The sequence below is a fragment of the Kitasatospora purpeofusca genome (assembly GCF_034043715.1).
In the GTDB taxonomy this organism is placed as follows: Bacteria; Actinomycetota; Actinomycetes; order Streptomycetales; family Streptomycetaceae; genus Kitasatospora; species Kitasatospora purpeofusca_A.
Genome location: NZ_JAXCLC010000098.1, coordinates 1 through 25,797 on the forward strand (window position 1 = coordinate 1; position 25,797 = coordinate 25,797).

22 protein-coding genes and 2 riboswitches are annotated in these 25,797 nt (G+C 73.1%); of the genes, 8 read left to right on the top strand and 14 right to left on the bottom strand.

Features of this window, described 5'->3' with window-relative positions:
- Nucleotides 1-30: 30 nt before the first annotated feature.
- The 4 genes from SM793_RS33325 to SM793_RS33340 form a co-directional block, all read right to left on the bottom strand.
- Entirely contained in the window at nt 31-975 is a 945-nt protein-coding gene (locus SM793_RS33325) for an ROK family glucokinase (RefSeq protein ID WP_320442067.1), read from the bottom strand.
- 192 nt (nt 976-1,167) lie between these two features.
- Nucleotides 1,168-1,527, bottom strand: coding sequence for a DUF5304 family protein (locus SM793_RS33330; protein WP_320442068.1), 360 nt, complete (start codon nt 1,525-1,527; stop codon nt 1,168-1,170).
- Nucleotides 1,528-1,938: 411 nt separating this feature from the next.
- Nucleotides 1,939-3,111: an ArsA family ATPase gene (locus SM793_RS33335; protein ID WP_320442069.1), complete on the bottom strand. Its 1,173-nt coding sequence runs from the start codon at nt 3,109-3,111 to the stop codon at nt 1,939-1,941.
- Between the two features lie 34 nt (nt 3,112-3,145).
- Complete coding sequence (locus SM793_RS33340) at nt 3,146-3,601, bottom strand: SRPBCC family protein (RefSeq protein ID WP_030391492.1); 456 nt, start codon at nt 3,599-3,601, stop codon at nt 3,146-3,148.
- Between the two features lie 347 nt (nt 3,602-3,948).
- Here SM793_RS33340 and SM793_RS33345 point away from each other — a divergent pair, with 347 nt between their 5' ends.
- Nucleotides 3,949-5,742: an AMP-dependent synthetase/ligase gene (locus SM793_RS33345; protein WP_320442070.1), complete on the top strand. Its 1,794-nt coding sequence runs from the start codon at nt 3,949-3,951 to the stop codon at nt 5,740-5,742.
- 91 nt (nt 5,743-5,833) lie between these two features.
- Here SM793_RS33345 and SM793_RS33350 read toward each other — a convergent pair whose 3' ends face one another.
- On the bottom strand, nt 5,834-6,970 hold the full coding sequence (locus SM793_RS33350) for a glycosyltransferase family 4 protein (RefSeq protein ID WP_320442071.1): 1,137 nt from the start codon (nt 6,968-6,970) through the stop codon (nt 5,834-5,836).
- A 254-nt stretch (nt 6,971-7,224) separates the two neighbouring features.
- Between SM793_RS33350 and SM793_RS33355 the strand changes: the two genes are divergently transcribed.
- The gene (locus SM793_RS33355) at nt 7,225-8,649 is read left to right on the top strand and encodes a glycosyltransferase family 87 protein (RefSeq protein ID WP_320442072.1); all 1,425 of its coding nucleotides are present in this window, start codon (nt 7,225-7,227) and stop codon (nt 8,647-8,649) included.
- A gap of 86 nt (nt 8,650-8,735) precedes the next feature.
- Here SM793_RS33355 and SM793_RS33360 read toward each other — a convergent pair whose 3' ends face one another.
- From SM793_RS33360 to SM793_RS33385, 6 genes are all read right to left on the bottom strand, one after another.
- Nucleotides 8,736-9,683: a hypothetical protein gene (locus tag SM793_RS33360; protein ID WP_320442073.1), complete on the bottom strand. Its 948-nt coding sequence runs from the start codon at nt 9,681-9,683 to the stop codon at nt 8,736-8,738.
- A 236-nt stretch (nt 9,684-9,919) separates the two neighbouring features.
- Complete coding sequence (locus SM793_RS33365; RefSeq protein ID WP_320442074.1) at nt 9,920-10,984, bottom strand: NlpC/P60 family protein; 1,065 nt, start codon at nt 10,982-10,984, stop codon at nt 9,920-9,922.
- A 256-nt stretch (nt 10,985-11,240) separates the two neighbouring features.
- Nucleotides 11,241-12,413, bottom strand: a complete 1,173-nt coding sequence (locus tag SM793_RS33370; protein WP_320442075.1) for an NlpC/P60 family protein — start codon at nt 12,411-12,413, stop codon at nt 11,241-11,243.
- Between the two features lie 10 nt (nt 12,414-12,423).
- Nucleotides 12,424-12,580, bottom strand: a riboswitch (cyclic di-AMP (ydaO/yuaA leader).
- Nucleotides 12,581-12,919: 339 nt separating this feature from the next.
- Complete coding sequence (locus SM793_RS33375) at nt 12,920-13,963, bottom strand: NlpC/P60 family protein (protein WP_320442076.1); 1,044 nt, start codon at nt 13,961-13,963, stop codon at nt 12,920-12,922.
- Between the two features lie 211 nt (nt 13,964-14,174).
- Nucleotides 14,175-15,476: an NYN domain-containing protein gene (locus tag SM793_RS33380; protein WP_320442084.1), complete on the bottom strand. Its 1,302-nt coding sequence runs from the start codon at nt 15,474-15,476 to the stop codon at nt 14,175-14,177.
- 420 nt (nt 15,477-15,896) lie between these two features.
- Nucleotides 15,897-16,169 carry a hypothetical protein gene (locus SM793_RS33385; protein WP_030391501.1) on the bottom strand — a complete coding sequence of 91 codons (273 nt, stop codon included), beginning with the start codon at nt 16,167-16,169 and terminating at the stop codon, nt 15,897-15,899.
- Nucleotides 16,170-16,370: 201 nt separating this feature from the next.
- Here SM793_RS33385 and SM793_RS33390 point away from each other — a divergent pair, with 201 nt between their 5' ends.
- Together SM793_RS33390 and SM793_RS33395 are read left to right on the top strand one after the other, a co-directional pair.
- The gene (locus tag SM793_RS33390; RefSeq protein ID WP_320442077.1) at nt 16,371-17,222 is read left to right on the top strand and encodes a rhomboid family intramembrane serine protease; all 852 of its coding nucleotides are present in this window, start codon (nt 16,371-16,373) and stop codon (nt 17,220-17,222) included.
- The gene (locus SM793_RS33395) at nt 17,219-17,500 is read left to right on the top strand and encodes an Lrp/AsnC ligand binding domain-containing protein (protein WP_030391503.1); all 282 of its coding nucleotides are present in this window, start codon (nt 17,219-17,221) and stop codon (nt 17,498-17,500) included. Before SM793_RS33390 ends, SM793_RS33395 begins: the two co-directional genes overlap by 4 nt.
- Before the next feature lie 67 nt (nt 17,501-17,567).
- On the opposite strand, the gene SM793_RS33400 is transcribed toward SM793_RS33395, so the two are convergent.
- The 3 genes from SM793_RS33400 to SM793_RS33410 all read right to left on the bottom strand — a co-directional run bounded on the left by SM793_RS33400 (nt 17,568) and on the right by SM793_RS33410 (nt 20,986).
- Nucleotides 17,568-18,980, bottom strand: a complete 1,413-nt coding sequence (locus SM793_RS33400) for an aminotransferase class V-fold PLP-dependent enzyme (RefSeq protein ID WP_320442078.1) — start codon at nt 18,978-18,980, stop codon at nt 17,568-17,570.
- 53 nt (nt 18,981-19,033) lie between these two features.
- Nucleotides 19,034-19,151, bottom strand: a riboswitch (SAM riboswitch).
- A 107-nt stretch (nt 19,152-19,258) separates the two neighbouring features.
- A complete protein-coding gene (gene trpD, locus SM793_RS33405; RefSeq protein WP_320442079.1) occupies nt 19,259-20,335 on the bottom strand; it encodes an anthranilate phosphoribosyltransferase in 1,077 nt (358 codons plus the stop codon).
- A gap of 225 nt (nt 20,336-20,560) precedes the next feature.
- A complete protein-coding gene (locus tag SM793_RS33410; RefSeq protein WP_030391506.1) occupies nt 20,561-20,986 on the bottom strand; it encodes a hypothetical protein in 426 nt (141 codons plus the stop codon).
- A 395-nt stretch (nt 20,987-21,381) separates the two neighbouring features.
- Here SM793_RS33410 and SM793_RS33415 point away from each other — a divergent pair, with 395 nt between their 5' ends.
- The 4 genes from SM793_RS33415 to SM793_RS33430 all read left to right on the top strand — a co-directional run bounded on the left by SM793_RS33415 (nt 21,382) and on the right by SM793_RS33430 (nt 25,725).
- Entirely contained in the window at nt 21,382-22,002 is a 621-nt protein-coding gene (locus tag SM793_RS33415; protein ID WP_320442080.1) for a heme-copper oxidase subunit III, read from the top strand.
- Nucleotides 22,003-22,190: 188 nt separating this feature from the next.
- Complete coding sequence (locus tag SM793_RS33420) at nt 22,191-23,000, top strand: c-type cytochrome (RefSeq protein ID WP_320442081.1); 810 nt, start codon at nt 22,191-22,193, stop codon at nt 22,998-23,000.
- An 8-nt stretch (nt 23,001-23,008) separates the two neighbouring features.
- Complete coding sequence (locus SM793_RS33425; protein ID WP_320442082.1) at nt 23,009-24,067, top strand: ubiquinol-cytochrome c reductase iron-sulfur subunit; 1,059 nt, start codon at nt 23,009-23,011, stop codon at nt 24,065-24,067.
- The gene (locus SM793_RS33430) at nt 24,064-25,725 is read left to right on the top strand and encodes a ubiquinol-cytochrome c reductase cytochrome b subunit (RefSeq protein ID WP_320442083.1); all 1,662 of its coding nucleotides are present in this window, start codon (nt 24,064-24,066) and stop codon (nt 25,723-25,725) included. Before SM793_RS33425 ends, SM793_RS33430 begins: the two co-directional genes overlap by 4 nt.
- The last annotated feature ends 72 nt before the right edge of the window (nt 25,726-25,797 follow it).

The following is a 25,797-nucleotide window of genomic DNA, read 5'->3' on the forward strand; positions in this document are numbered from 1 at the left end:
GGGGGGGGCGCCCGGGCTGGGCGGGACGGGTCAGAGCGTGCGGGCCAGGTCGGCCGCGCCGGCGATCCCGGCGGCCGAACCGGTCGAGGCCAGCACCACCTCGGCGCGCGGGCGGTGCACCCCGCCGGTCAGGTAGTGCTCGAAGGCCTTGGCGACCGGGTCGAGCAGCAGCCGACCGGAGTCGGAGACGCCGCCGCCGAGGACGAAGACGCCCGGGTCGAAGAGCGCCGCGAGGTCGGCCATTCCCCGGCCCAGCCAGTCGGCCAGCTCGGCGTAGCACTCCAGGGCGAGCGGGTCGCCCTCCTCGGCGGCCTGGGTGATGTGGATGCCGCGGATGGTCTCGGCGACGCCGTCGTTGAGCTCCAGCATCCGCTTGCCGCTCACGGTGTCCTCGGCGGCGCGCTCCCGGCCGTACCGGCGCAGGGCGCGGCCGGAGCCGTACTGCTCCCAGCAGCCCCGACCGCCGCAGCCGCAGGGCAGACCGTCCGGGACCATGTTGAGGTGGCCGATCTCGCCGGCCACGCCGAACCGGCCCCGGTGCAGCCGGCCGTCCAGGACGAGGCCGCCGCCGATGCCGGTGCCGACGGTGATCAGCACCATGTCGCTGTGGCCGGCCGCGGCGCCGAAGCGGTACTCGGCCCAGGCGGCGCAGTTGGCGTCGTTCTCGACCACCGCGGGGAGGCCGGTGAGCTCCTCGACCCGGCCGCGCAGGGGCTCGTCCTCCCAGTCGATGTTGGGGGCGAAGATCACCGTCGAGCGCTCGCGGTCGACGAAGCCGGGGGCTCCGATGCCCGCCGCGGTCACCTCGGGGTACTGCTCCTTGAGTTCGCGCACGGCCTGCGCGATGGCGTCGACCGCCCACTGCGGGTCGGCCGGGGTGGGCACCCTGGTCCGGGCCAGGATCTCGCCGGCCTCGTCGACCACACCTGCAGCGATCTTGGTCCCGCCGACGTCGACGCCGATGGTCAGAGCCATGTGTCCCTCAGCTATTCACTCGTTCCCGCTGGACGGAACGCTACCGCCCAACCAAGCCCCCGTACACACCGTCGCATACATTAACCGAAGACAATCTGCGGCCAACCCGACCAAGCCCCTTCAAAAGTCGTACATTTTCACCGGTGGCATCACAGAGTGAAGCCACCATGTGACCCGGAGGGGATCAGGGGTTCACTGCTTGGCGGACGGCCCCTCAGGCGCGTCGTCGAGGTCCACCCGTTCGGTGCGGGTCGGCTCCCCGGCGGTCCAGCGGTGCTCGTGGCCCGCCACGGCGGCCCGGTAGGCGGCCAGCAGCTCGGCCCCGGCGGCGGCCAGGCCGGTACCGGCGGCGGCGAGGTGGTCGTACACCTCGGGCTGCTTCTCGCGCAGCCGGTCGGCCAGCCCGGCCAGCGAGAGCAGGGTCTCGGCGCTCGCCTCCTGGGCCTTCTCGCCGACGACGGAGGCGAACCGGCGCACCTCGTCCACCAGCGGGCCCAGTTCCGGCCCGAACGGGTGCTCGGCGGTGGGCTCGGTCCGGTCGGTGGTGGTCATCGCGCGCGCCTCCTCAGCAACGGTGCCCGCGCCCGCGGCCACCCGCCCCGACGCTACCGGACCCCGCGCGGCCCCCGGCACGGCAGCCGAGCGGGGGCGAAAAACACCGCCCCGCCCCACCCCGGAGGCGAGTGGGCGCTTCCCGCCCCGAGCCGAAGGGGCGCGCCGGTGCCGAAAGGGAGAAGCGAGGAGGCCCCTGAGGAACGAAGGGGCATCGGAGCGCCGACCGTCGGCGCCGGACACAAGCGCCCCGGAGGCGAGCGGGCGACAACACCGCCCCGAGCCGAAGGGGCGCGCCGGTGCCGAAAGGGAGAGCGCGAGGGAGCGACGTAGGAGCGAGGGAGCGCCGACCGTCGGCACCGGACGTAAGCGCCCCGGAGGCGAGCGGGCGACAACACAGCGAGCGGGCGACTAGCGAGGCCAGAGGCCCGGGTCGGGGGCGAAGCGGATCGCCAGCACCCCGTCCTGCAGGCCCGCGCCGGCGACCGTGCACCGCCGCAGCGCCGACGGCAGGGCCAGCACCCGGCGGTGCGCGCCCAGGCCGACCACCAGCTCGTCCCCGCGCCGGACCAGGTCGAGGTCCTCCCGCGCGGCGCCGGGCAGCGCCAGGTGCCAGACCAGCAACCCGTCCGCGGCCAGCCGGTCCTCGACGGTCCACGGCCCGGCGGCCCGCGCCTGCGGGCCGGGCCCGGCACCGTAGAGGCGGTCGGCGACGGCCTCCAGAGTGGCTTCGGCGGGCCCGGTGGTGAGCACCGGGATGCCGTCCAGGGCGGCGGCCAGCGCGGCCAGTTCGTCCCGGCGGCGCCCGGCGAGGGCGGCCAGCCACGGGTCGGGCGAGTCGGCGGCCGCGTCCGGCAGCACCCCGTGCACCACCACGGCGTCCGGGCGGTGGCCGTGCAGGGCGAGGCCGGCCCGGATCCGCCGCAGTTCGGCGAAGGGGTGGGCGTCGGCGGCGGTGACCAGGCGGACGCTGGTGCCGGGCGCGGTGATCGCGGCGCGGGCCGCGGCGAGTGCGCCGGCGGCCTTGGCGCGCGTCTCGTACAGCCAGTCGGCGGGCATCGGGACCCCGGCGAGGCCGGCCAGCAGGGGCCGCAGGGCCCGGGCGGCCTGGCGCTGCTCGGGGACCAGCCGGGCCAGGTAGCGCTCCAGCTGTTCGGGCAGGGCGAGGGTGGCGATCAGGTCGGCGGGCGGCGGGGCGAGCACCACCAGGACCTCGGCCTCGACGGCGGGCAGTGACCGGAGCAGGGCGAGCCGGGCGGTGCCGGGGAGCGCGGTGAGTTCCTCGGGGTCGAGCGGGTCGGCGCCGAGCAGGTCGAGCGCGGGCTTGAGCCGGCCGCCGATCTCGTCGAGCGCGTGCCGGAAGGCGGCCTGCTCGTCGGTCCTGGCGACGGCCAGGCCGGGCGCGTACCCGGCCGGTTCGGCCTCCAGCCGGACGCCGAGGACGGCGTCCAGGGTGCGGTGCGGGTCGTCGGCCGCGAGGAGCAGGGTGCGCCGGCCCTGCCGGGCGGCGTGCAGGGCGGTCGCGGCGGCCACCTCGGGCGCCGCCGGGTCGCCGCTGACCAGGATGGTGCGTGTCGCCGTCATGCCGTACCGCCCCTGTTCGTCCGGGTGCCGGGCCTCAGAGCGCCGTGCCGGCGGCGGTGTCCTCGACCCGCTTCTTGAGGCCGGCCAGGGCCCGGTCGATGATGACCTTCTCGGCCTTGCGCTTGATCATGCCCAGCATCGGGATCTTGACGTCCACCGCGAGCTGGTAGGTGACCTCGGTGCGGTCGGCGCCGAGCGGGGCCAGGGTGTAGGAGCCGTCGAGCGAGCGGAGCATCTGACTGCGCACCAGGGTCCAGGCGCACTCGCGGTCGCCGTCCCAGGTGTAGGCGAGGACGTGCTCGTCGCGGATGGCGCCGGCGTCGAGGACCAGCCGGACCTGGGCGGCGCGGCCGTCCTCCGCCGTCTCCAGGACCTCGATCTCCTTGACCTCGCCGGTCCAGGCCGGGTAGGCGGCGAAGTCGGCGATCACGGCCATGACCGTCGCCGGGGTCGCGTCGATGGTGATGCTCGACCTGGTGTGCTCCGCCATGGAATGGCCCTCCGCGTCGTCCCGTGCTGGTCCGGCCGAGGCTGCTCGGCCGGGTGCGCCCGGAGCAGGCTATCGCGCCCCGCGATCCGGCCGGCCCCTCGGTACACCCCGGGCCGCCCGGGTGCGCCCCGGCGCGGGAGTGTGCGGGAGTGTACGGTCCGTGGCCGACGGCTACCGGCCGGTCACCTCCGGGCTGCCGTAGGGTGCCATTCGAACGACCCGGTCCCGGCCTGGTCGGACGGGTCAAGGTGTGACACTTCGAACACCGGAGCCGACCCCCCTGGTCGAAGCTGCCTACCGGGCAGTAACGTCCTGCCGTCCCGCAGCGTCGCGAACGAGGAGCAGTCTTGCTCGACTTCAGCCTTCCGGCCCTCTATCAGGTACCGAGCGGCGGTAACCTCTCCGACCTCGTGCACCAGAACGCCGAGCGGCATCCCGATGTCGCGGTGCTCAGCCGCAAGGTGGACGGCCAGTGGCAGGAGTTGACCGCCGCCCAGTTCCAGGTCGAGGTGCGGGCGGCCGCGAAGGGCCTGATCGCCGCCGGTGTCGGGCCGGGCGACCGGGTGGGCGTCATGTCCCGCACCCGGTACGAGTGGACGCTGCTGGACTTCGCGATCTGGACGGCCGGTGCGATCACCGTTCCGGTGTACGAGACCTCCTCCGCCGAGCAGGTCGAGTGGATCCTCGGCGACTCCGGGGCGGTCGCGGTGTTCACCGAGACCGAGACCCACACCGCGGTGGTCGCGGAGGTCCGGGACCGGCTGCCGGAGCTGCGGCAGATCTGGCAGATCGAGGGCCCGGCGCTCGCCGCGCTCGCGGAGTCGGGCCGCGAGGTCGCCGAGGCCGTCGTCACCGAGCGCCGCTCGGTGGCCGACGCCGACTCGATCGCCACCATCGTCTACACCTCGGGCACCACCGGTCGCCCGAAGGGCTGCCAGCTGACGCACGGCAACTTCATGGCCGAGTGCGGCAACGTGGTGGAGCGCCTGACCCCGCTGTTCCGCACCGGTGAGAGCTCCGTCCTGCTCTTCCTGCCGCTGGCCCACGTGCTCGCCCGGATCGCGGAGATCGCCCCGGCGATGGCCCCGATCAAGCTCGGCCACGTCTCCGACATCCGGGACGTCACCGCCGAGCTGGCCTCCTTCCGGCCGACGCTGATCCTGGGGGTGCCCCGGGTCTTCGAGAAGGTGTACAACACCGCCCGGGCCAAGGCGCAGGCGGACGGCAAGGGCAAGATCTTCGACAAGGCCGCCGAGACCGCGATCGCCTACAGCCGGGCGCTGGACGCGGGCGGCGCGGGCCTGCTGCTCAAGCTCAAGCACGCGGTCTTCGACAAGCTGGTCTACAGCAAGCTGCGGGCCGCGCTCGGCGGCCGGGCCACCCACGCGATCTCCGGCGGCGCCCCGCTGGGCGAGCGGCTCGGGCACTTCTACCGGGGCATCGGTTTCACCGTGCTGGAGGGCTACGGCCTGACCGAGACCTGCGCGGCCACCGCCTTCAACCCGTGGGACAAGCCGAAGATCGGCACGGTCGGCCAGCCCGTCCCCGGCGCCGACGTCCGGATCGCCGAGGACGGCGAGGTGTTCTTCAAGGGGCCGCACGTCTTCACCGGCTACTGGAACAACCCGCAGGCCACCGCCGACACCCTCAAGGACGGCTGGATCGCCACCGGGGACATCGGCTCGCTGGACGACGAGGGCTATCTGACGATCACCGGCCGCAAGAAGGAGATCATCGTCACCGCGGGCGGCAAGAACGTCGCCCCGGCCGTGATCGAGGACCGGATCCGGGCGCACGCCCTGGTCGGCGAGGTCATGGTGGTCGGCGACCGCAAGCCCTTCGTGGCCTGTCTGATCACCGTCGACGAGGACTTCTTCCCGAACTGGAAGCAGCTCAACGGCAAGCCCGCCGGGGCCTCGGTGGCCGACCTGCGCGAGGACCCGGACCTGCTGGCCGCCCTCCAGCAGGCGGTGGACGACGGCAACGCGGCGGTCTCGCAGGCCGAGGCGGTGAAGAAGTTCCGGCTGCTCGACACCGTCTTCTCCGAGGAGAGCGGCCATCTGACGCCCTCGCTCAAGCTCAAGCGCAACGTCGTGCTGAAGGACTACGCGGCCGACGTCGAGGCGATCTACCGCAAGTAGGACCGCCCGCACACGGCTGCGGCCCGCCCCGTCGTCCGGGGCGGGCCGCGGCCGTGTGTACGTCCGGCCGGCGAGCGCCCGGCCCGCGCGTTCAGCCCGCCAGTAGCGAGGTCAGCCGCCCGGCCAGCAGGTCCCAGCGCCAGGAGCAGTCCACCCAGCGCCGCCCGGCCTCGCCCATCCGCCGCCGCAGCTCCTCGTCCCGCAGCAGCCGGACGATCCGCTCCGCCGCCGCCGAGGGCGTGCCGCCCGGCACCACGTAGCCGGTCTCGCCCTCCAGCACCGCGTCCGGCGCGCCACCGGAGTCCCCCGCCACCACCGGCAGGCCGGTCGCCGAGGCTTCCAGGTAGACGATGCCGAGCCCCTCGACGTCCAGTCCGCCGCGCCGGGTCCGGCAGGGCATGGCGAAGACGTCGCCGGCGCCGTAGTGCGCGGGCAGTTCCTCCCACGGCACCGAGCCGGTGAACCGGACGGCGGAGCGCACGCCCCGGGTGTCCACCAGCTTCTCCAGCTCCGCCCGGTACGGGCCGCCGCCGACGATCAGCAGCACGGCGTCCGGCACCTCGGCGAGGATCTGCGGCATCGCCTCGATCAGGGTGTCCTGCCCCTTGCGCGGCACCAGCCGGGAGACACAGACCACCACCGGGCGGTCCGCCAGCCCGAGCCGCTCGCGCACCGCGGCGCCGCCGGACTCCGGGTGGAAGGTCCGCTCGTCCACGCCGGGCGGCAGCTGCGCCATCCGCGCGGCCGGCTCCGGGCCGACCGCGGCGGCGATCCGGGAGCGGGTGTACTCGCCGAGGTAGGTGAGCACGTCGGTGCCCTCGCCGATCCGGCGCAGCAGTTGCCGGGCCACCGGCAGCTGGGCCCAGGCGGCCTCGTGCCCGTGGGTCATGCCCAGCAGCCGGCCTGCCCCGGCCCGGCGCAGGGCGGGGGCCATCAGCCCGAGCGGCGCGGCGGCGCCGAACCAGACCGAGTCGCAGCCCTCCGCCCGCAGGATCTCCGCGGCCCGCCGGGTGACCCGGGGTGTGGGAACCATCACCTTCGTGCGGTCGCGGATCACCGGGAAGGGCTGCTCGGCGTCGAACCGCGCGACCTCGGTGCCGTCGCGCCAGGCCGAGGCGTACACCACGACGCTTCCTGCGGGCTGACGGACGGCCATGTTGTGCACGAAGGCCTGGATGCCGCCGGGCCTCGGCGGGAAGTCGTTGGTGACGATCAAGGTCTTGTGCATCAGGCCACGGCTCGCTCGGTCGGGGGGTGCTCGGTGTACCGCTGGGTGATCCGTACGATAGGTCAACACGACGACCCGCCGGGAACGGATCCGAGCAAGGCAACCGTTCCCTCCCCGGGTCTGTCCTAGGACAAGGGTGGTCGGCGCGTCCGGCCCGGCCCCGCGACGGCGGCCGGTCCCGACCCGCCCGGACTGCCCGGGCGTCCGTCGCGCGGCGCCGCCGACGGAACGTCCGAGACGAACGAGGGAGCGCAGTGGAGTTGGCCCCGGCCACCGAGTCCGGTACACCCAGCGGCGCCGAGGGCTCCGGCACGGCGCTCGCCGTCCGCCGCGAGCCCGTGCAGCGCACCACGCGCCCCTCCGGCCGTTCCGGCGCGCTGCTGGCGCTCGGAGCGAGCTGGGTGGCCACCCGGACGCTGCTGATGCTCCTGGTGACCGGCGTGCTCCGGATGCCCGGCGGGGACATCACCGCCGATGTCTGGCTGATCTACCACGGCTGGTACGGCGTGCTGCAGACCGGCACCTTCCCGCTGGACGACGTCACCTGGCAGTACCCGCCCGGCGCCGCCCTGGTGATCCTGCTGCCCGGGCTGCTCCCCTGGTCCTACCTGGTCTCGTTCTGGGTGATCTGCGGCATCGCCGACGCGCTCGCGATGGGCCTGCTGGTCCGCACCGGGCTGCGCAGGGGCCGGGCGCTGACCGGCGCCTGGGTCTGGGTGGCCGGCGTCCCGCTGCTCGGCCCGATGATCTACAACCGCTACGACGTGATCGTGACCGCGATCGCGGTGGCCGGCCTGCTGGCGCTGATCCGCCGTCCGGCGATCGGCGGCCTGCTGCTCGGGCTCGGCGGCATCGTCAAGGTCTGGCCGCTGCTCGGCCTCATCGGTACCCCCTCCGGCCGCCGCACCCGGCGGTCCTGGACGGCCGCGGCCGCCACGACCGCCTCGATCGGCTTCCTGCTGGCGGCGGGGATGAACGGCGCGTTCGAGTTCCTGACGTTCCAGAAGGACCGCGGCATCGAGGTGGAGTCGGTCGGCGCGCTGCCGATCCACTTCGCCCGGATCGCCGGGAGCTGGGACGGCAAGGTGATGATGAACTACGGCTCGGTCGAGATGCTCGGGCCGTGGGTGCCGCTGGTCAGCAAGGTGATGCTGGCCGGTACCGTGCTCGGCTTCGGGTGGCTGCTGCTCTGGCGCTTCACCGCCCGTCGGCGCAACGCCGCCACCATGTACGACGCGGCGCTCGCCGCGCTGCTGATCTTCACCGTGACCAGCCGGGTGATCAGCCCGCAGTACCTGGTCTGGCTGGTCGGCGCGGCGGCGGTCTGCCTGACCGTGCGCGGCACCAGCCAGCGGCCGGTGGCGCTGCTGATCCTGGCCGCGGCCCCGCTGACCCTGGTGGAGTTCCCGCTGGTCTTCGGCGACGTGGTGGCCAGCAGGCCCGGCGCCATCGCCGTGCTGACCGCGCGCAATGTGCTGCTGCTGGTCGCGACCGTGCTCTCCTGCGTCCGGCTCTGGCGCTCGACCCGGCGCACGGACCGGGTCCCGGCCACCGTGGTGCTGGCCCGACCGGAGCCGGTGCCGGCCGTCTCCTTCTCGGTGCGGCCGGGCATCGCGTACGAGCAGGACCTGCTGGACGGCATCGACCGGCCCGCGGCCGCCCCGAGCGAACGGCGCTGAGCGAACGACGCCGGGCGAACGACGCCGGGCAGCCTGCTCCGGGCGAACGGCTCCGTACCGGGGCGGCGTGCCCCCGGGGAAGCGCCTCAGCCCGCCAGGCCCCGGACCTCGGCGAGCCAGAGGCGGGTGAACTCGGCCAGCCCGAGGCCCAGCCGGTCCCGGAACAGCCCGTCCAGCCACGCCTCCCGGTCCGCCCCGGGGACAGCCGCGCCGACCGCCCGGTAGAGCGCCACCAGGCGCTGCGGGCCGTACCGGCGGGCGATCAGGTCGCAGGCCAGCCAGGACTGCTCGTAGGCCCGCGCCAGGCCCTCCCCGCCGGCCGTGAGGGCCTCGTCGGCGGGCAGCGCGGCGGGCAGCCGTCCGGCCGCGACGTCCCGGGCCAGCTCCGGCGCGATCTGCCGGGCCGAGCGGCCGGAGTCGCGGTAGCCGGTCCAGTCGGCGACCCCCTCGGAGAGCCAGAGCGGCGTCCAGGCCCGGGTGTCGGCCCGGGTCGCCACATGCACCGCCTCGTGGGTGACCACCACCTGCCGGCCGAAGTCGCTCAGCCGCGCGTACACCTCGGGGTTGACCAGCACCCGGTCGGCCGGGGCGTGCAGGGGCGCGCCCGGCGCCGAGACGGTGACTGCGGCGAGGTCCGACCAGCCGGGCCGGTCGTCCGCCAGCAGCCGGGCGAACTGCTCCCCGGTGGCGGGCAGTTCCAGCAGCAGTCGGCCCGCCCAGGAACTCCCCCACAGCGCCTCGACGGCGGCCACCGCCCGATCGCCGACGACGGCCGCCCCCGCGCGCGCGGCCGGGCCGGCGGCGTCCGCGCCGTCCACCCCGAGCACCAGGCAGCGCGCCCCGGCGGCGGCCCCGACGGTGCCGAGGTCCCACAGCGGGGGCGGCCCGCCGGCGCCCTCCTCGCGTTCGATCCGCCGTCCGGCGGTGGTCCGGAGCAGCGTCAGCCGGCGCGGGTGCACCACCGGCCGCTCGTCGTACCCGGTCACCGTGACGGTCAGTTCGGCGGTGGCGGTGGACCGTCCGGCCCGGTCCACCGGGCCGAGCAGCAGGTTCCGGTAGCCGGCGCGCAGCGGCAGCGGGGGCGGCCCCTCGCCCAGCGCCCGGGCCCGCCCGGCGAGCAGCGCCGAGACCTCGGCGTACTCGTCCGAGGCCGCCGCGGCGGGCCGCGCGGGGACGGCGCCGGGCAGCGACAGCTGGGCGAGGCCGCCGGCCGCGAGCAGCAGGGCGGTCCGCCGGGAGGGGCCTCGGCCGCCGGCGGGGTCCGGGCGGCTCAGAGCCGGATCACCCCCGAGACCGGCATGGCGTTGACGCTCTCGTAGCGCACCCGGGCGCCCGGGTAGGGGGCGTGCACGATCACCCCGCCGCCGGCGTACATCCCGACGTGGTGCATGTCCCGGTAGAAGATCACCAGGTCTCCCGGCCGTGCTTCGGAGATGCCGACCCGCCGGCCGGCGTACGCCTGGGCCTGCGAGGTGCGCGGCAGGGTCACTCCGGCCTGCCGCCAGCTGTAGTACATCAGACCGGAGCAGTCGAACGCCTTGGGCCCGGTGGATCCGTAGACGTAGGGCGAGCCGATCATCCGTACCGCGGCGGCCAGCGCGGCGCCGCCGCGTTCGGAGGCGGGCGGGGTGCTGCCGAGGTCGAGCCGGTCGGTGCCGCGGGTGGCGCGCTGCTCGGCCTCGCGGGCGTCCTGGGCGGCGAGCCGGGCACGTTCGGTGGCGCCGAGGCTGTTGAGCAGCCGCTGCGCCCTGGCGAGCCGCTGCTGGATCTGCTGCTTGCCGTCGGCCAGCGCCTTGCGGGTCTGTTCCAGCTCGGCGAGCTTGGCCGAGGCTTCGGCCCGGCGCTGGTCGAGCACCCGCTGACGGCCCAGCACCTCGTGCAGGGTCTCGTTCTGCCGTTCGGCGGCCTGGTCGAGGGTGCGGGCCCGGGAGAGGTAGCCCTCCGGGTCGGTGGAGAGCATCAGCTGGACGGTCTGTGCCATGCCGCCGCCCCGGTACTCCGCCCCGGCCACGGTGGCGAGGTTGCCGCGCAGCTGGTTGAGCTCGTCCTGGGAGAGGGCGATCTGTTGCTGGAGCGTGCCGGTCTCGTGCTGGAGCCGCTGCTGCGCCTCCTGGGCGGCGTTGAACCGCTCCGAGGCCTGCTCGGCCTCGTCGTAGAGCTGCTCCACCTGGGCCTTGACGTCCTTGCGGTTCCCCGGGGCGTCGGGCGCGCCGGGAGCCGCCTGCGCGGTGCCGCCGGTCGCCACGCCCAGCGCGGTGGTGGCCGCCGCGGTGAGCACCAGCGCCCGGGCGAGCGTGTGGGCACCTGACAGCGGGGAACGGCGGTGCGCGGTCATTCGACGTCAACTCCGATCCTGGGCCCGGACCCGCCGCCGCACCGGACCGGGCGGCTGTCGAAGCGGGCGTCCGGTGGCAGACGTTAGCGAGTCGGGGCAACCGTTTCCAAACCCCTCCGAATCCGAATATTCAGTCACTGATCGGACATCAGACCGGTTTGCCCGCCGGAGTTCCCGGTGACCGGGGAAAAGCCGCAGGCCCGGCCTCCCCTCGCGGGGGAGACCGGGCCTGCCGGGAGTCTGCCGACCCAGGGGGTCAGAGGCGCACGATGGTGTTGACCGGCATGTTGGACGCCGACTCGTAGCGGACCGAGGCGCCCGGCTTCGGGGCGTGGATGACCTGGCCGCCGCCGACGTAGATGCCGACGTGGTGGCGGTCGCCGTAGAAGATCACCAGATCGCCGGGCTGGGCCTGGGAGATGTCCGAGCCGATCCGGGTACCGGCGTTGGCCTGCTCCTGCGAGGTGCGCGGCAGCGACACACCCGCCTGGGCGTACGCCCAGCCGGTGAGGCCGGAGCAGTCGAAGGAGTTCGGGCCGGTGGCGCCGTAGACGTACGGGGCGCCGAGCTTGCTCTCGGCGGCGGCGATCGCGGCGGCGGCGCGCGAGCCGTTGGCGGCGGGTGCGGCCGGCTTGGCCGCGGGCGCCGACGCAGGCGCTGACGCAGGCGCCGAAGCGGGCGCGCTCAGGTCGCTGCGGTTGGTGTCGCGGGTGGCGCGCTCGGCGTCCGCCTTCGCCTTGGCGGCCTTGGCGGCCTCGGCCTTCGCGGCGTCCGCCTTCGCCTTGGCCTCGGCGGCGGCCTTCTCCTCGGCCGCGCGGAGGGCCTGGCGCTCCTGCTCGGTGAGCGTGTTGAGCAGCTGCTGGGCCTTCGCCAGCTTGCCCTGGACCTCGTCCTTGGAGGTCTTCAGCTGCTGCGTGGTGGACTCCAGCTCGCCGAGCTTGGCCTGGGTCTCGGTGCGGTCCTGGTCGAGCCTGCGCTGCTGCTCCTGGAGCTCCTTCAGCGCGCCGGACTGGGTGGAACCGGCCTGGTTCAGGGCGTCGGCCTGGCTGAGGAAGTTGTCCGGGCTGGCGGACAGCATCAGCTGGACGGTCTGCGATATGCCGCCGGTGCGGTACTGCTCGCCGGCGATCTCGGAGAGGCCGCCCTGGGCCTCCGTCACCACGGCCTGCTGACGGGCCACCTTGTCCTGCAGCTCGGCGACCTGCTTCTGCAGCTCCTGCTGCTTGGCCTGGGCGCCGTTGTACTTCTCGGTCGCGACCTCGGCCTGCTCGTTGAGCTGGTCGACCTGCTCCTTGACCTGGTCCTTGGTCGGCGCGGGGTCGGCGTGGGCGCCGGACTGCGCGGAGAGGGCGACGGCAGCGGCGGCCAGACCGGTCATGATCGAGACCCGGGTGCGGCCGGCGGGCTTGGGACGACGATGGGACGCCACGAAGGCGGACTCCTTCTTCCTCAACCGCCTACCGGGTGAGCTGACGGGTTCGGGCGGAAGCGTGCCCTACGACGCCTCACCGTCCGCGCGAGCGGCCGACCTGGCGCCGATTCACCCCGGAGGAACGTGGTTCCCCGGCTCCGCTCCACAGCGGGCCCCCGACTGCTGGGTCCGGTTCGGACGGGCACCTGAGGCCCCGTCCGGCTGCTTCGCGAACTCGACGGCGAACCCCACCGCCACCCAGGCTGGGTGATCGACTGTGCGAGGTTCGAAGCATGACCCTAGTAACAGATCCGTGATCCGTTCAAATCCTTGTCAGAAAAAAGCCGGAAGAATACCCAAGTTCCTTTGTGAATATGACCGAGTGTGATCACATCCCCACATCGGGCTGATCATTTTCCCCTGGACGGCCGAACACCCGATCCAAACCCCAACGCCACCCCCGGTCGGGGGTGGCGCTGATCACAGAGGCCGAAAACCGCCCCCGGGAGTGTCGTGGCGGGCCGTCAGACCCGGCGGATCGTGTTGATCTGCATGGCGTCGGCCTTCATCACCTTCACCACGTCACCGGTGTGCGGCGCGTGCACCACCATGCCGTTGCCGATGTACATGCCGACGTGGCTGCGGTCGGGGCGGTAGATGATCAGGTCGCCCGGCTGCGCCTCCGCCAGCGACGGCACCCGGGTGCCGTAGTTGCCCTGCGCCTGCGAGGTCCGCGGCAGCGAGACGCCGGCCTTCCCGTACGCCCAGACCATCAGGCCGGAGCAGTCGAAGGTGCTCGGACCCGTGGCGCCCCAGATGTACGGCGAGCCCTGCTTGCCCATCGCGTTGGCGACCGCGGCGCCGGCCATGCCGCTGGCCTGCGGCAGGCTGCCCAGGTCGGTGCGCTCGGTGCCGCGCGAGGCGCGGTCGGCCTGCTGCTGCGCCGCCTTGACGGCCGCGCGATCGGCGGCGCTGAGCGAGTTCAGCAGCTCCTGGGCGTCCTTGAGCTTCTTGCCGACCTCGGCCTTGGACTGGTTCAGGTCCTTGGTGGTGCTGTCCAGCGAGGCCAGGACGGCGGCCGCCTCGGCCTTCTGCTGGTCGAGCCGGCGCTGCTGGTCCTGGAGGCCCTTGAGCGCCTCGGTCTGACTGGAGCTGGCCTGCTGCACGCTGGAGGCCTTGTCCAGGTACCCGGACGGGTCGGAGGTGAGCATCAGCTGGACGGACGGGTCGATGCCGCCGGTGCGGTACTGCTCGCCCGCCACCTCGGCCAGCCCCGACTGGAGCTGGGTCATCTGCTCCTGGCCGCGGGCGACCTGGTCCTGGATCTGGTCCGCCTGCTTGCGCAGCTGGTCGGCCCGCTCCTTGGCGCCGTTGTACCGCTCGGTGGCCTGCTCGGCCTCCTCGTTCAGCTGGTCGATCTGCGCCTTGACGTCGTCCTTCTTCGGCGACGGGCTCGGCGCTGCGTGGGCGGCGACCTGGGCGGAGAGAGCGACCGCGGTCGCAGCGGCCGCGGTGAGCACGGAGACCCGCGCGCGGCTCGGCTGCTTGGGACGGCGGTGGGAGGCCAAAAGGACCGGCTCCTTCTTCCAATGGCCTCACCCGATGGGGTGAGAATGCGGAAAATAGGTTTGACGCCAGACCCTAGTGAAGATCCACGTTTCGCGCCACTCCCACGATTACGTGAACCTGCCGCCCGCACCCGGACTTCACGAAACCCGCACAAGACCGCAATACCGGCGCTGACCGGCCGTCATTCCCGTCGGTCCGGGTCCGGGGGAACTACGGACGGGCCAGCCGCTTCAGCAGCAGCACCGAGGCGACGGGGCGCGCGCCCGCCTTCCGCACGCCATCCGCCACCTCCTTGTCCGCCGAGACCACCACCACCGGGCGGCCCTGCGGCTCCGCCCGGACCAGCCGGCGGATCAGTTCGTCCGCCGTCTCACCGGTCCGGCTGAACCGCACCCGCACCCCGCGCGGCGGCGCCATGATCACCGGTACGTCGAGGTCCTGACCGTCGAACACACAGGTGACCTCCGCCTGGGTGCGCTGAGCCAGCATCGCCAGACCGCCCAGCAGCCGGATCCGCTGCTGCTCCAACGGCAGCGTCGGATAGCCCGTCTTGGTGACGTTGTAGCCGTCCACCACCAGATGGACCTGCGGGATCGCCAGCAGCTGGTCCAGCAGCGCCGGGTCGTCCTCGGCCAGCCCCCGCCGGGCCACGTCGTGCGGCGAGGCCGCTCCCGGCACCACCGCCTCCACCAGGTCCGCCGGGCGGATCTGGGAGACCGGCAGCGCCAACTCCCGCTGGAGGCCCTGGGCCGACTGCAGCACGGTGTCCAGCAGCAGCCGCAGCCGCATGTCCTCGACGCCGCGCCCCTCCCGGGCGGAGCGCCGGCTCTGTTCGGCCGAGTTCTCCAGCTCCGTGACCCGGTGCCGCAGCCGCCGCGCCTCGCCCTCCGCCGCGCCCCGCTCGGCCGCCGCCTGCGCCCTGACCGCCTCCAGCTCGGCGGCGACCTTCCTGGTCTCCGCCTGTGCCCGCCGGGTGTCGCTCTCCAACGAACGCAGCCGCCGGCGCAGCGACTCGGCCTCCTTGCGGACCTCCTCCGACTCGGCCCGCTGCCGCTCCAGATCGGACCGGGCCGTGCTCCGCAGCTCGGCCAGCTCGGCCTGCAGCTTCTCGACCAACCGGGACGCCTCGGCGACCGCGCCCTCGGCGCCGGCCCGCTCGGCCTCCTCGCCCGCCTCGGCGACCAGCCGGCTCCACCCGGCGGACCGCACGAGATAGGCGGCCGCGGCCACGTCCATCGGGTCGGCGGCGCCCGGTACGGCGCCCGCCTCCAGCGCCCTGACCAGGTCCGGCTGACCCAGCCGCAGCCGCTCCGCTATCCGCACCCGGAAGGCCGGCTCCGCCTCCAGCGCCGCGGCCAGCGCGGTCGCCGCGTACTTGGCCCGGCGGGCGGGGGTGAACTTGGCGTACTGGCGCAGCGACTGGGGCAGTTCGCCGAGCGGCAGACCGCCGAGCGCGTCGGAGGCCAGACCGACCACCCGTCGGCGCACCCCCTCCGGGAGCGGCCGGTCCAGTACCTCGGCCGCCGGTCCCGCCGGTCCGTCCGACCCCGCCGACCCGTCCGGCTCATCAGACGCCGCCGACCCGTCAGACGCCGCCGACCCGTCCGGTCCCGCCGGCCCGACTGCTCCGCCGGCCGCTGCCGCCGGCTCCTCGCCGGCGCCGGACTCCTCACCCGCGGGCGCCTGCGCCGGGGCCTCGGTGCCGGAGGGGGCGGCCACTGCCGCGTCCGGCGCCTGCGCGTCCACAGCAGGCTGCCGCCCCTGCGGCCCGGCGGGCTCCTTCGCTGCGTCCACCACGTCCTCGGCTCCGATCCTGGTCCAGCGGGGTACGGCCGTCGGCCGCCACCCCCGTCACACTCCGCGCGTTCTCTCTGTATTGTCCCGTGCGGCGGGCGGCCACGCCGCTCACCGCCCACCGCACGGACCGGGCGGTCAGCCCTGTTCGGGGGCCTCGGCGGCCTCGGCCGCCTCGTCCGCGCCGGGACGGGCGACCAGCTCGACCTGGTCCACGGCGTTGCACCAGCGGCAGCGCACGGACTCCACGGTCTCGCTGAGCACCTGGGTCTCCTCGACCTTGGACTCGCCGGCCAGGTCGAAGTGGAGGAACTCGGTCACCCGGGCGGTCCGGGTCACGTCGAAGCGGGTCAGGTTTCCGCAGAGCGTGCAGCGCCAGCGCGTCTCGGCGGTCAGGGCGGGGACGGTCATCGGGGGTCCTCTCGGGTGGTCCCGGAACGGGCTCAGGCGCTCCCCCCGGAGCCCCGGCGTCGGCGGCGGGAGGCGGGAATGCCCGCCCCAAGCCTATTGCCTGGGGCAACCTTCCCGGCCACCGGCCGATCACTCCCGGGCGGTAGCCCACCTGCCGTAACCGCGCGGTGCCCGCCCGGCACCGGGGGGATGCTGGAGCCCATGGCGATCCCGGTCCCCCACCCCGGCGCGCACCGCGGCCGACCGGCCGCCACCGCTCCGGCCGTCTGCTACACGCTGATCGCGCTGAACACCGCGGTCTTCCTGCTCGGGCCGGCGGCGGGGCTCAATCCGCTCTACGGCCGGGACCAGGCCCGGGTCTGCGCCGAGCAGCGCTACGAGCAGCGCTGGGGGGCCGTCCCCACCGAACTGCTGACCGGTCACCCGCTGACCGCGGACCAACTGGCCGAGGCCCCCGAGCCGGTACCCGGCTGCCCGGCCTCGGCCACCCCCGGCAAGCACCCCGCGCTGTCCGTGCTCAGCGCGCTCTTCCTGCACGCCGGCTGGCTGCACCTGCTCGGCAACCTGCTCTTCCTGTACGTCTTCGGCCCCGCCGTGGAGCGCCGGCTCGGCCGCCCCCGGTTCCTCCTCTTCTATCTGGCGGCCGGCGCGCTGACCACCTACGGCTTCGCGCTGGCCGAGGCGCACTCGGCGGACTCGACCCGGGTGCTGATCGGCGCCTCGGGGGCGATCTCCGCCGTGCTCGGCTGCTACCTGCGCTTCCACCCGCACGCCCGGGTCACCACGCTCGTCCCGCTGCTGCTCTTCCTGCCGCTGCGGTTCCCGGCCTGGCTGGTGCTGGGCCTCTGGTTCGCGCTCCAGTGGTGGTCGGTGCACTCCGCCGGACCGGGCGTGGCGTACCTGGTGCACGTGATCGGCTTCGCGGCGGGCTTCCTCTACGCCTGCACCCTGGCCGAGCGCCGTCCCCGCCGTCTCCGCCGTACCCGTCCCCGCGACGGTGCGGTCGACGCCCGCTACCCTGGCGGCACCTCACAAAGGAGTACGCCACCGTGATCACCGCCATCGTCCTGATCAAGACCAGCGTCGACCGCATCCCGGAGATCGCCGAGGCGATCGCCGCCATCGAGGGCGTCAGCGAGGTCTACTCGGTGACCGGCGGCTACGACCTGGTCGCGATGGTGCGGGTGCGCCGGCACGACGACCTCGCCGAGGTGATCCCCGGCCGGCTGAACAAGGTCCCGGGCGTGGCGCACACCGAGACCCAGATCGCCTTCCGCACCTACTCCCAGCACGACCTCGAGGCCGCGTTCGCGATCGGCCTGGAGGAATAGGCCCGGAGGAGACAGCGGAGGAGACAGCGGAGCGGAGGAGCAGCCGGCCGGAGTGGCCGACGGGGTCTCAGCCCTCCCGGCGGGTGTCCACGACGCAGCGGCCGCCCTCGTTCCGGTAGGTCCACGCCGCGCCGTCCGTGACCAGCTCGCGGACGGCGGTCAGGAACCGGTCCACGTGCTCGTCCGGGGTCCCGGCGCCGAAGCTCACCCGGATGGCGTTCAGGCTGCGCTCGCCCGGCAGCGAAGCCTCCGGCGCGCCGCACTCCGAGGGCGCGGCCTCCTCGTCGCCGAGCAGCGTGCGCACCAGGGGGTGGGCGCAGAACAGGCCGTCCCGCACCCCGATGCCGTACTCGGCGGACAGCGCGGCCGAGAAGTGCGAGCTGTTCCAGCCCCGGACGACGAAGGACAGCACGCCCACCCGGTCCGCGTCGGCACCGAACAGGTTCAGCACCCTGACCTCGGGGACCTCCGCCAGACCGGCCTTCAACCGGGCCACCAGCGCCCGCTCGCGCGCCTCCAGCGCGTCGAACCCGGCCTCGGTGAGCGCCCGGCAGGCCGCCGCGATCGCGTACACGCCGATGACGTTCGGGGAGCCGGCCTCGTGCCGGGCCGGGCCGGTGTGCCACTGCACGGCCACCGAGCCGTCGGTCTCCCGGGCCACCGTACGGGTGGCACCGCCGCCGGCCAGGTACGGCTCGGCCTCGTCCAGCCAGTCGGCCCGGCCGGCCAGCACCCCGGCGCCGAACGGCGCGTACAGCTTGTGGCCGGAGAAGGCGATCCAGTCGACGCCCAGCTCGCGCACCGAGACCCGGTGGTGCGGGGCCAGCTGCGCGGCGTCCAGCACCACCCGGGCGCCGTACCGGTGGGCGGTCCTGGTCAGCTCGGCGACCGGCCAGAGCTCGCCGGTGACGTTCGAGGCACCGGTGACGCAGAGCAGCTTCGGGCCCTCGGGCGCCTCGGCGAGCGCGGCGTCGAACGCGGCGACCGCCTCGGCGTGCGAGCGGGGGGCGCGCAGACAGGTGACGGTCAGACCGGCGTGCGCCCAGGGCAGCAGCGAGGCGTGGTGCTCGGTCTCGAAGGCGAACACCTGGGTCCCGGCCGGGACGGCGCCGGCCAGCAGGTTGAGCGAGTCGGTGGTGGCGCGGGTGAAGACCACCTGGTCGTCCTCGCGCAGGTCCAGGAACTCGGCGACGGTGCGGCGGCTCTGCTCGAACAGGTCGGTGGAGAGCTGGGACAGGTAGCCGGCGCCGCGGTGCACGCTGCCGTAGTAGGGGGCGTAGGCGGCGACCTCGTCCCAGACCCGCTGGAGCGCCGGGGCGCTGGCGGCGTAGTCGAGCGCCGCGTAGGCGACCTTGTCGCCGTTGGCGAGCGGGACCTCGACGTCGTGGCCGAGGACGGCGAGGGGGGTGCTCGGGAGGGGCCGCGCGGAGCGCGCCGAGCCGAGGGTGGCGGCGGGCGACGGGTGGGAGGCGAGAGACATGGGGATGCACTCCTCTAGGGGTCAGGGACCCCGGGAGTGCGTCGTGATCCGGGTGTCCGCGCTTGCCACGCGGACGGCTCGCCGCACGGCCCGGTCCTCACCCAGGGCACCCCGCCACGGAAGGAGGGTTGCCGGACAGCAAGCTGGGGCTTGTCGCTGTCACTCATGACCTGGCCAAGACTGTAGGTCGGGTCCGCCCCCCGGTCAAACAAGGGTCCACATCCCGGACACCCGTCGGGGCCCACCGGGAGGATTCCCGATGGGCCCCAACCGCCGTGTCACGCCCGGGTGGTGGCCTCGGACCAGTGCTTCAGCAGATCGCGCGCGGCACCCGAGTCCACGGCCGCCGCGGTACGCCGCATGGCCGCGCCGAGCTGCTCCGCGAGCGGCGCGTCGGTCAGTTCCAGCGCCACCAGCGCGGCCGCCGAGTTCAGCAGTACCGCGTCCCGGACCGGCCCGTGCTCCCCGGCGAGCACCCGGCGCGCGACCTCCGCGTTGTACGCCGGGTCCGCGCCGCGCAGTGCCTCGATGCCGACCGGCTCGATGCCGACCTCGCGCGGGTCGAAGGTGGTCTCGGTGACGGCGCCGTCGCGGACCACCCACACCCGCGAGGTGGTGGTGATGGTCAGCTCGTCCAGTCCGTCGTCGCCCCGGAAGACCAGCGCGGTGGCGCCGCGCTGGGCGAGCACCCCGGCGATCAGCGCCGCCAGGCGGGTGTCGAAGCAGCCGATCGCGTGCGCCGTCACCCGGGCCGGGTTGGTCAGCGGTCCCAGGATGTTGAACGCGGTGGGCACCCCGAGGTCGCGCCGGGCCGGCGCGGCGTGCCGCATCGACGGGTGGAAGGTCGCGGCGAAGCAGAAGGTGAGCCCGACCTCCTCGGCGATCTCGGCGACCCGCCGCGGCCGGAGGTCCAGGCTGATGCCCAGCTTCTCCAGCACGTCCGAGGAACCGCTGGACGAGGAGGCGGCCCGGTTGCCGTGCTTGACCACCTTGGCGCCGGCCGCGGCGGCGACGATCGCCGACATGGTGGAGATGTTGACGGTCTTGGCCCGGTCGCCGCCGGTGCCGACGATGTCCACCGCCGGGCCGGGGATGTCCAGCGGCTCGGCGTGCGCGTACATCGAGTCGACCAGTCCGGAGATCTCGTCGACCGTCTCGCCCTTGGCCCGCAGCGCCACCATGAACCCGGCCACCTGCACCGGGGAGGCCTCGCCGCTCATGATCCGGTCCATCGCCCACGCGGTGGCCGAGCGGTCGAGGTCCTCTCCCCTCAGCAGCGCCGACAGGATGTCCGGCCAGGAGCGGACCACCTGCGCGGGGTCGCTACCACCGTTCGCAGGCTGCACGTTCACCATGGCTGACTCCAGCTCTCGCTACCCCGGCTACCCGGGGAAGGACGTAGGGACGGAGTCAGCCTATCGAGCGGCGGGCCGCCGGGGCTCCGCCGTTCACCCTTCTTCTCTTGTACTGAGACGCCGGGTGGGACGCGGGGTGGGACGCGGCCCGGCCGCACCGGTGCGGACCGGGCTGAACCGGACCCGGCTGAACCGGGCCGGGCCGGGACGAACCGGCCCGGAGCGCTAGCGGACGGCGGGCGCCCGCTTGGCCAGCCTGGCCCGCAGCAGCGTGGCGGCGGCCTCCGCCAGCGCCACCGGGTCCACCGGCTGGGAGATCGCCGCGTCGGCCCGGCTCCAGGCGGCCAGCCAGGAGTCCTGCGGCCGGCCGATCAGCACCAGCACCGGCGGGCAACCGTAGATCTCGTCCTTCAGCTGCCGCGCGAGCCCGAGCCCGCCGGCCGGCACCGCCTCACCGTCCAGGACGCAGAGGTCGACGCCACCCTTCTCCAGCGCCTTGAGCACCGCGGGGGTGGTCGCGCACTCCAGGTAGGCCAGCTCCGGCAGGTCCTCCGCGGGCCGCCGCCCGAGAGCGGTCAGCACCTGCTCGCGGGTGGTTCGGTCGTGGCTGTAGACGAGAACGGTCAGCGTCTCGTCGGTCGTGTACGCCATGGGCCCTGCTCCCTCACGTGTGATCCGGACCACGTTCGCCTCTCCCCGGATGCTACTCCCGATCACCGCCCGCCGAGCCCCTCCCGCGCGATCTCTTCGCGACGGCGCCGCATCCGCGACTGGTCCGGGCGGAGCACGGCGCGTCACCCCCGTCCGCAGGGTCCACCCGTACGGCGGACGAGTGGAACTTCCCCTTACCCCGACGGCACCCGGACGCCCGCCGCGACACGCCGGACAGGGTCCGGACGGGCCCTTCGAACAACCGTCAGAAAAGGGACACGCCGCTGCTCAGCGGCAGTCCGGACGCCCCGTCGGCCCCCAGGGGGGCATATCGCACGCACCGGACACTCCGAGGGTGACCCCCCGACGTGAAGACGGAATAAGGGACCGACATAATGTCCGTCGTGGCGACAGCAACAGCAGTAGAAACCGGGCACGCGCACGGATCGGTCAACCGGCCGAACATGGTCAGCGTCGGAACGATCGTCTGGCTCAGTTCCGAGTTGATGTTCTTCGCGGCCCTCTTCGCGATGTACTTCACGCTCCGCTCCGTCAAGGGGCCGGAGTTCTGGACCGAGAAGGCGCACGCCCTCAACGTGCCCTTCTCCTCGGTCAACACCACGATCCTGGTGCTCTCCTCGCTCACCTGCCAGCTCGGCGTCTTCGCCGCCGAGCGCGGGGACGTGAAGAAGCTCCGCTCGTGGTTCGTCATCACCTTCGTGATGGGCTCGATCTTCATCGGCGGCCAGATCTTCGAGTACACCGAGCTGGTCAAGAAGGACGGCCTGTCGCTGTCCTCCGACCCGTACGGCACGGTGTTCTACCTGACCACCGGCTTCCACGGTCTGCACGTGACGGGTGGTCTGATCGCCTTCCTGCTGGTCCTGGGACGGACGTACGCAGCCAAGCGCTTCACGCACGAGCAGGCCACCGCCGCCATCGTGGTGTCGTACTACTGGCACTTCGTCGATGTCGTGTGGATCGGCCTGTTCGCGACCATCTACCTGATCAAGTAACCAGCTGATCAGGTCGCTGGCCACCGGCCCCGGGTCCCGCCCTCACCGGCGACGGCCCGATTTCGCCGGTGGCGACGCTCCCACCGACCGACCGCGCGCGCAGCCCTAGAGAAGGCAGCCTCGTGCCGGCCAGACCGGCCGCCGGGTGCAACCACCAGTCGACCAGATCCTGACACCGGGGTTATTCCGTGAAAAAGCTCTCCGCACGACGGCGCCACCCACTGGCGGCGCTGGTCGTCCTACTTCTCGCCCTGGCGGCAACCGGGGGGCTGTACGCCGCGTTCGCGCCCGCCGGCAAGGCGCAGGCCGACGTGGCGGCGCAGTCGCTCGCGATCGATGAGGGCAAGAAGCTCTTCGCCGTGGGCTGCTCCTCCTGCCACGGCCTGAACGGCGAGGGCAGCAGCGACGGCCCGAGCCTGGTCGGCGTCGGCTCCGCCGCGGTCGACTTCCAGGTGGGCACCGGTCGTATGCCGGCCCAGCAGCCCGGCGCCCAGGTGCCGAGCAAGCCGAACATCTACCCGCAGGCGGAGATCGACCAGCTCGCCGCCTTCGTCGCATCGCTCGGCCCCGGTCCGGTCACGCCGACCGAGGAGCAGTACACCTCGACCAACCCGGACGACCTGTCCAAGGGCGGCGAGCTGTTCCGCACCAACTGCGCCCAGTGCCACAACTTCGCCGGCCAGGGCGGTGCCCTGACCCAGGGCAAGTACGCCCCGTCGCTGGAGGGCGTGGACGCCAAGCACATCTACGAGGCCATGCAGACCGGCCCGCAGAACATGCCGTCGTTCCCGGACAGCACCATGCCCGAGGAGCAGAAGAAGCAGATCGTGGCCTTCGTCCGCCACACCACCAACGATGAGCCCAACCCCGGCGGTCTCACGCTCGGCAGCCTCGGTCCGGTGACCGAGGGCCTGTTCGGCTGGATCTTCGGTCTCGGAGCGCTCATCGCGGTCGCGATCTGGGTCGCCGCCCACACCACCAAGGCCAAGAAGTCATGAGCCACGACATGTCAGAAGAGAAGCTCCCGGAGTCCCACGGCTCCGCCGGGCACCACGAGGTGGCCGCCCACGGCGATCCGTTCGCCGACCCGGGCCTGCCGGCCCACGAGCCGCGTCGCACCGACATCGACGAGCGGGCCGCCAAGCGGGCCGAGCGCCAGGTGTCGCTGATGTTCGTGGTCTCGATGCTCGCCACGATCGGCTTCATCGCCTCGTACGTGGCCATCGACCCGGACCAGATCGTCTACATCTGGCCGCTGGGCCACGTCAGCGCGATGAACTTCGCGCTCGGCATGACCCTCGGCCTGGCGCTGTTCCTCATCGGCGCGGGCGCGGTCCACTGGGCCCGCACCCTGATGTCGGACCACGAGATCCCGGCCGAGCGCCACCCGATCGAGGCCGACGACGAGGTTCGCGCCGACGTCATCGAGCAGTTCCGGACCGGTGCCGCCGAGTCCGGCTTCGGCCGCCGCAAGATGATCCGCAACACCCTCATCGGTTCGATGGCCCTGGTGCCGCTGTCCGGCGTGGTCCTCCTGCGCGACCTGGGCCCGCTGCCCGAGGACAAGCTGGAGCACACCGGCTGGGAGGAGGCGACCGACGCCAAGCCCCTGCAGCTCATCAACATGAACACCAACCAGCCGATGAAGGCCGAGGACATCATCACGGGGTCCCTGACCTTCGCGATGCCCGAGGGCCTGCACACCCACGACGAGGACTTCCAGCAGCGCATCGCCAAGGACGCCCTCATGCTGGTGCGCATCGCGCCGGAGGACATCAAGGACGACAAGTCCAAGGAGAAGGGCTTCGAGGGCATCCTCGCCTACTCCAAGATCTGCACCCACGTCGGCTGCCCGATCAGCCTGTACGAGCAGCAGACCCACCACGCGCTCTGCCCCTGCCACCAGTCGACCTTCGACCTGGCGGACGGCGCGCGCGTGATCTTCGGCCCGGCCGGCCACCCGCTGCCGCAGCTGAAGATCACCACTGACGAGAAGGGCTTCCTGGTCGCCCACGGCGACTTCGACGAGCCCGTCGGCCCGAGCTACTGGGAGCGTGCTCGATGAGCAGTACGAGCAGCACCACCTCCGGCGCCGCCAAGTCCTCCAGCACGCGTGCCAAGCCCGCGAACAAGTGGGAGCAGGCGGCGGACTGGACGGACGGTCGGCTGGGGATCTACTCCCTCGCCAAGACCAACCTGCGGAAGATCTTCCCGGACCACTGGTCCTTCATGCTGGGCGAGATCTGCCTCTACACCTTCATCATCATCCTCCTGACCGGTGTCTACCTGACGCTGTTCTTCAAGCCCTCGATGGGCGAGGTCATCTACGACGGCTCGTACATCCCGCTCAAGGGCATCCCGATGTCCGAGGCGTACGCGTCGACGGTCGACATCAGCTTCGAGGTGCGCGGCGGTCTGCTGGTCCGCCAGATCCACCACTGGGCGGCCCTGGTCTTCGTCGCGGCGATGTTCGTGCACATGATGCGCGTCTTCTTCACCGGCGCGTTCCGCAAGCCCCGCGAGATCAACTGGGTCTTCGGCTTCCTGCTGCTGGTCCTGGGCATGTTCGACGGCTTCTTCGGCTACTCGCTCCCCGACGACCTGCTCTCCGGCACCGGTATCCGGTTCATGGAGGGCGCCGTCCTGGCGACCCCGCTGATCGGCACCTACGTCCAGATGTTCCTGTTCGGGGGCGAGTTCCCCGGCCACGACATCGTGCCGCGGTTCTTCACCATCCACGTGCTGCTGATCCCGGGCATCATGCTCGGCCTGCTGGTGGCGCACCTGATCCTGGTCTTCTACCACAAGCACACCCAGTGGGCGGGCCCGGGCAAGACGGAGAAGAACGTCGTCGGCATGCCGCTGATGCCGGTCTACATGGCCAAGGCCGGTGGCTTCTTCTTCCTGGTGTTCGGTCTGATCGCGGCCATCTCGGCGATCGCCTCGATCAACCCGATCTGGGCGTACGGCCCGTACCGTCCCGACCAGGTGTCCACGGACGCCCAGCCGGACTGGTATATGGGCTTCTCCGAGGGCCTGATCCGCATCATGCCGGGCTGGGAGGTCAGCCTGTGGGGCCACACCCTGAACCTCGGTGTGGCGATCCCGCTGATGGTCCTCTTCCCGATGGTGCTGGTCTCGATCGCCGCCTACCCCTTCATCGAGGGCTGGATCACCGGCGACAAGCGCGAGCACCACATCCTGGACCGCCCGCGCAACGCCCCGGTCCGCACGGCGCTGGGTGCCGCCTGGATCAGCCTCTACCTGGTCCTGCTGGCGGCCGGTGGCAACGACCTGTTCGCCACCCACCTGCACCTGTCGATCAACTCGGTCACCTACTTCGTCCGGGTGGGCATGTTCGTGGTCCCGGTGCTCGTCTTCGTCATCACCAAGCGCTGGTGCCTCGGCCTCCAGCGCCGTGACAAGGAGAAGGTGCTGCACGGTCGCGAGACCGGCGTCATCAAGCGCCTGCCGCACGGCGAGTTCGTCGAGGTGCACGCCCAGCTGCCGCAGAAGGACCTGCACAAGCTGACCGCGCACGAGCAGATCGAGCCGTTCGAGCTGCCGGCCGCGACGGACGAGAACGGCGTGGACCGCAAGGCCAACGTCCTCGACCGCACCCGGTCGAAGCTCTCCCGCGGCTTCTACGGCGAGGGCAGCCAGATCCCCAAGCCGACCTCCGAGGAGCACCACGAGATCACCAGCGGCCACGGCCACCACTGATCCCGTACGCACCCCGCGTCGCACCCCCGAGGGGGGGGGGCCCCCGCGGAGGGTGGGGGGGGGGGGCCCGGC

Coding starts and splice junctions, on each gene's coding strand:
- SM793_RS33415 (WP_320442080.1), top strand. CDS start 21,382: ATGTCCGTCGTGGCGACAGCAACAGCAGTAGAAACCGGGCACGCGCAC.
- SM793_RS33340 (WP_030391492.1), bottom strand. CDS start 3,601: ATGGCGGAGCACACCAGGTCGAGCATCACCATCGACGCGACCCCGGCG.
- SM793_RS33390 (WP_320442077.1), top strand. CDS start 16,371: ATGGCGATCCCGGTCCCCCACCCCGGCGCGCACCGCGGCCGACCGGCC.
- SM793_RS33365 (WP_320442074.1), bottom strand. CDS start 10,984: ATGACCGCGCACCGCCGTTCCCCGCTGTCAGGTGCCCACACGCTCGCC.
- SM793_RS33385 (WP_030391501.1), bottom strand. CDS start 16,169: ATGACCGTCCCCGCCCTGACCGCCGAGACGCGCTGGCGCTGCACGCTC.
- SM793_RS33330 (WP_320442068.1), bottom strand. CDS start 1,527: ATGACCACCACCGACCGGACCGAGCCCACCGCCGAGCACCCGTTCGGG.
- SM793_RS33335 (WP_320442069.1), bottom strand. CDS start 3,111: ATGACGGCGACACGCACCATCCTGGTCAGCGGCGACCCGGCGGCGCCC.
- SM793_RS33425 (WP_320442082.1), top strand. CDS start 23,009: ATGTCAGAAGAGAAGCTCCCGGAGTCCCACGGCTCCGCCGGGCACCAC.
- SM793_RS33350 (WP_320442071.1), bottom strand. CDS start 6,970: ATGCACAAGACCTTGATCGTCACCAACGACTTCCCGCCGAGGCCCGGC.
- SM793_RS33400 (WP_320442078.1), bottom strand. CDS start 18,980: ATGTCTCTCGCCTCCCACCCGTCGCCCGCCGCCACCCTCGGCTCGGCG.
- SM793_RS33325 (WP_320442067.1), bottom strand. CDS start 975: ATGGCTCTGACCATCGGCGTCGACGTCGGCGGGACCAAGATCGCTGCA.
- trpD (WP_320442079.1), bottom strand. CDS start 20,335: ATGGTGAACGTGCAGCCTGCGAACGGTGGTAGCGACCCCGCGCAGGTG.
- SM793_RS33410 (WP_030391506.1), bottom strand. CDS start 20,986: ATGGCGTACACGACCGACGAGACGCTGACCGTTCTCGTCTACAGCCAC.
- SM793_RS33430 (WP_320442083.1), top strand. CDS start 24,064: ATGAGCAGTACGAGCAGCACCACCTCCGGCGCCGCCAAGTCCTCCAGC.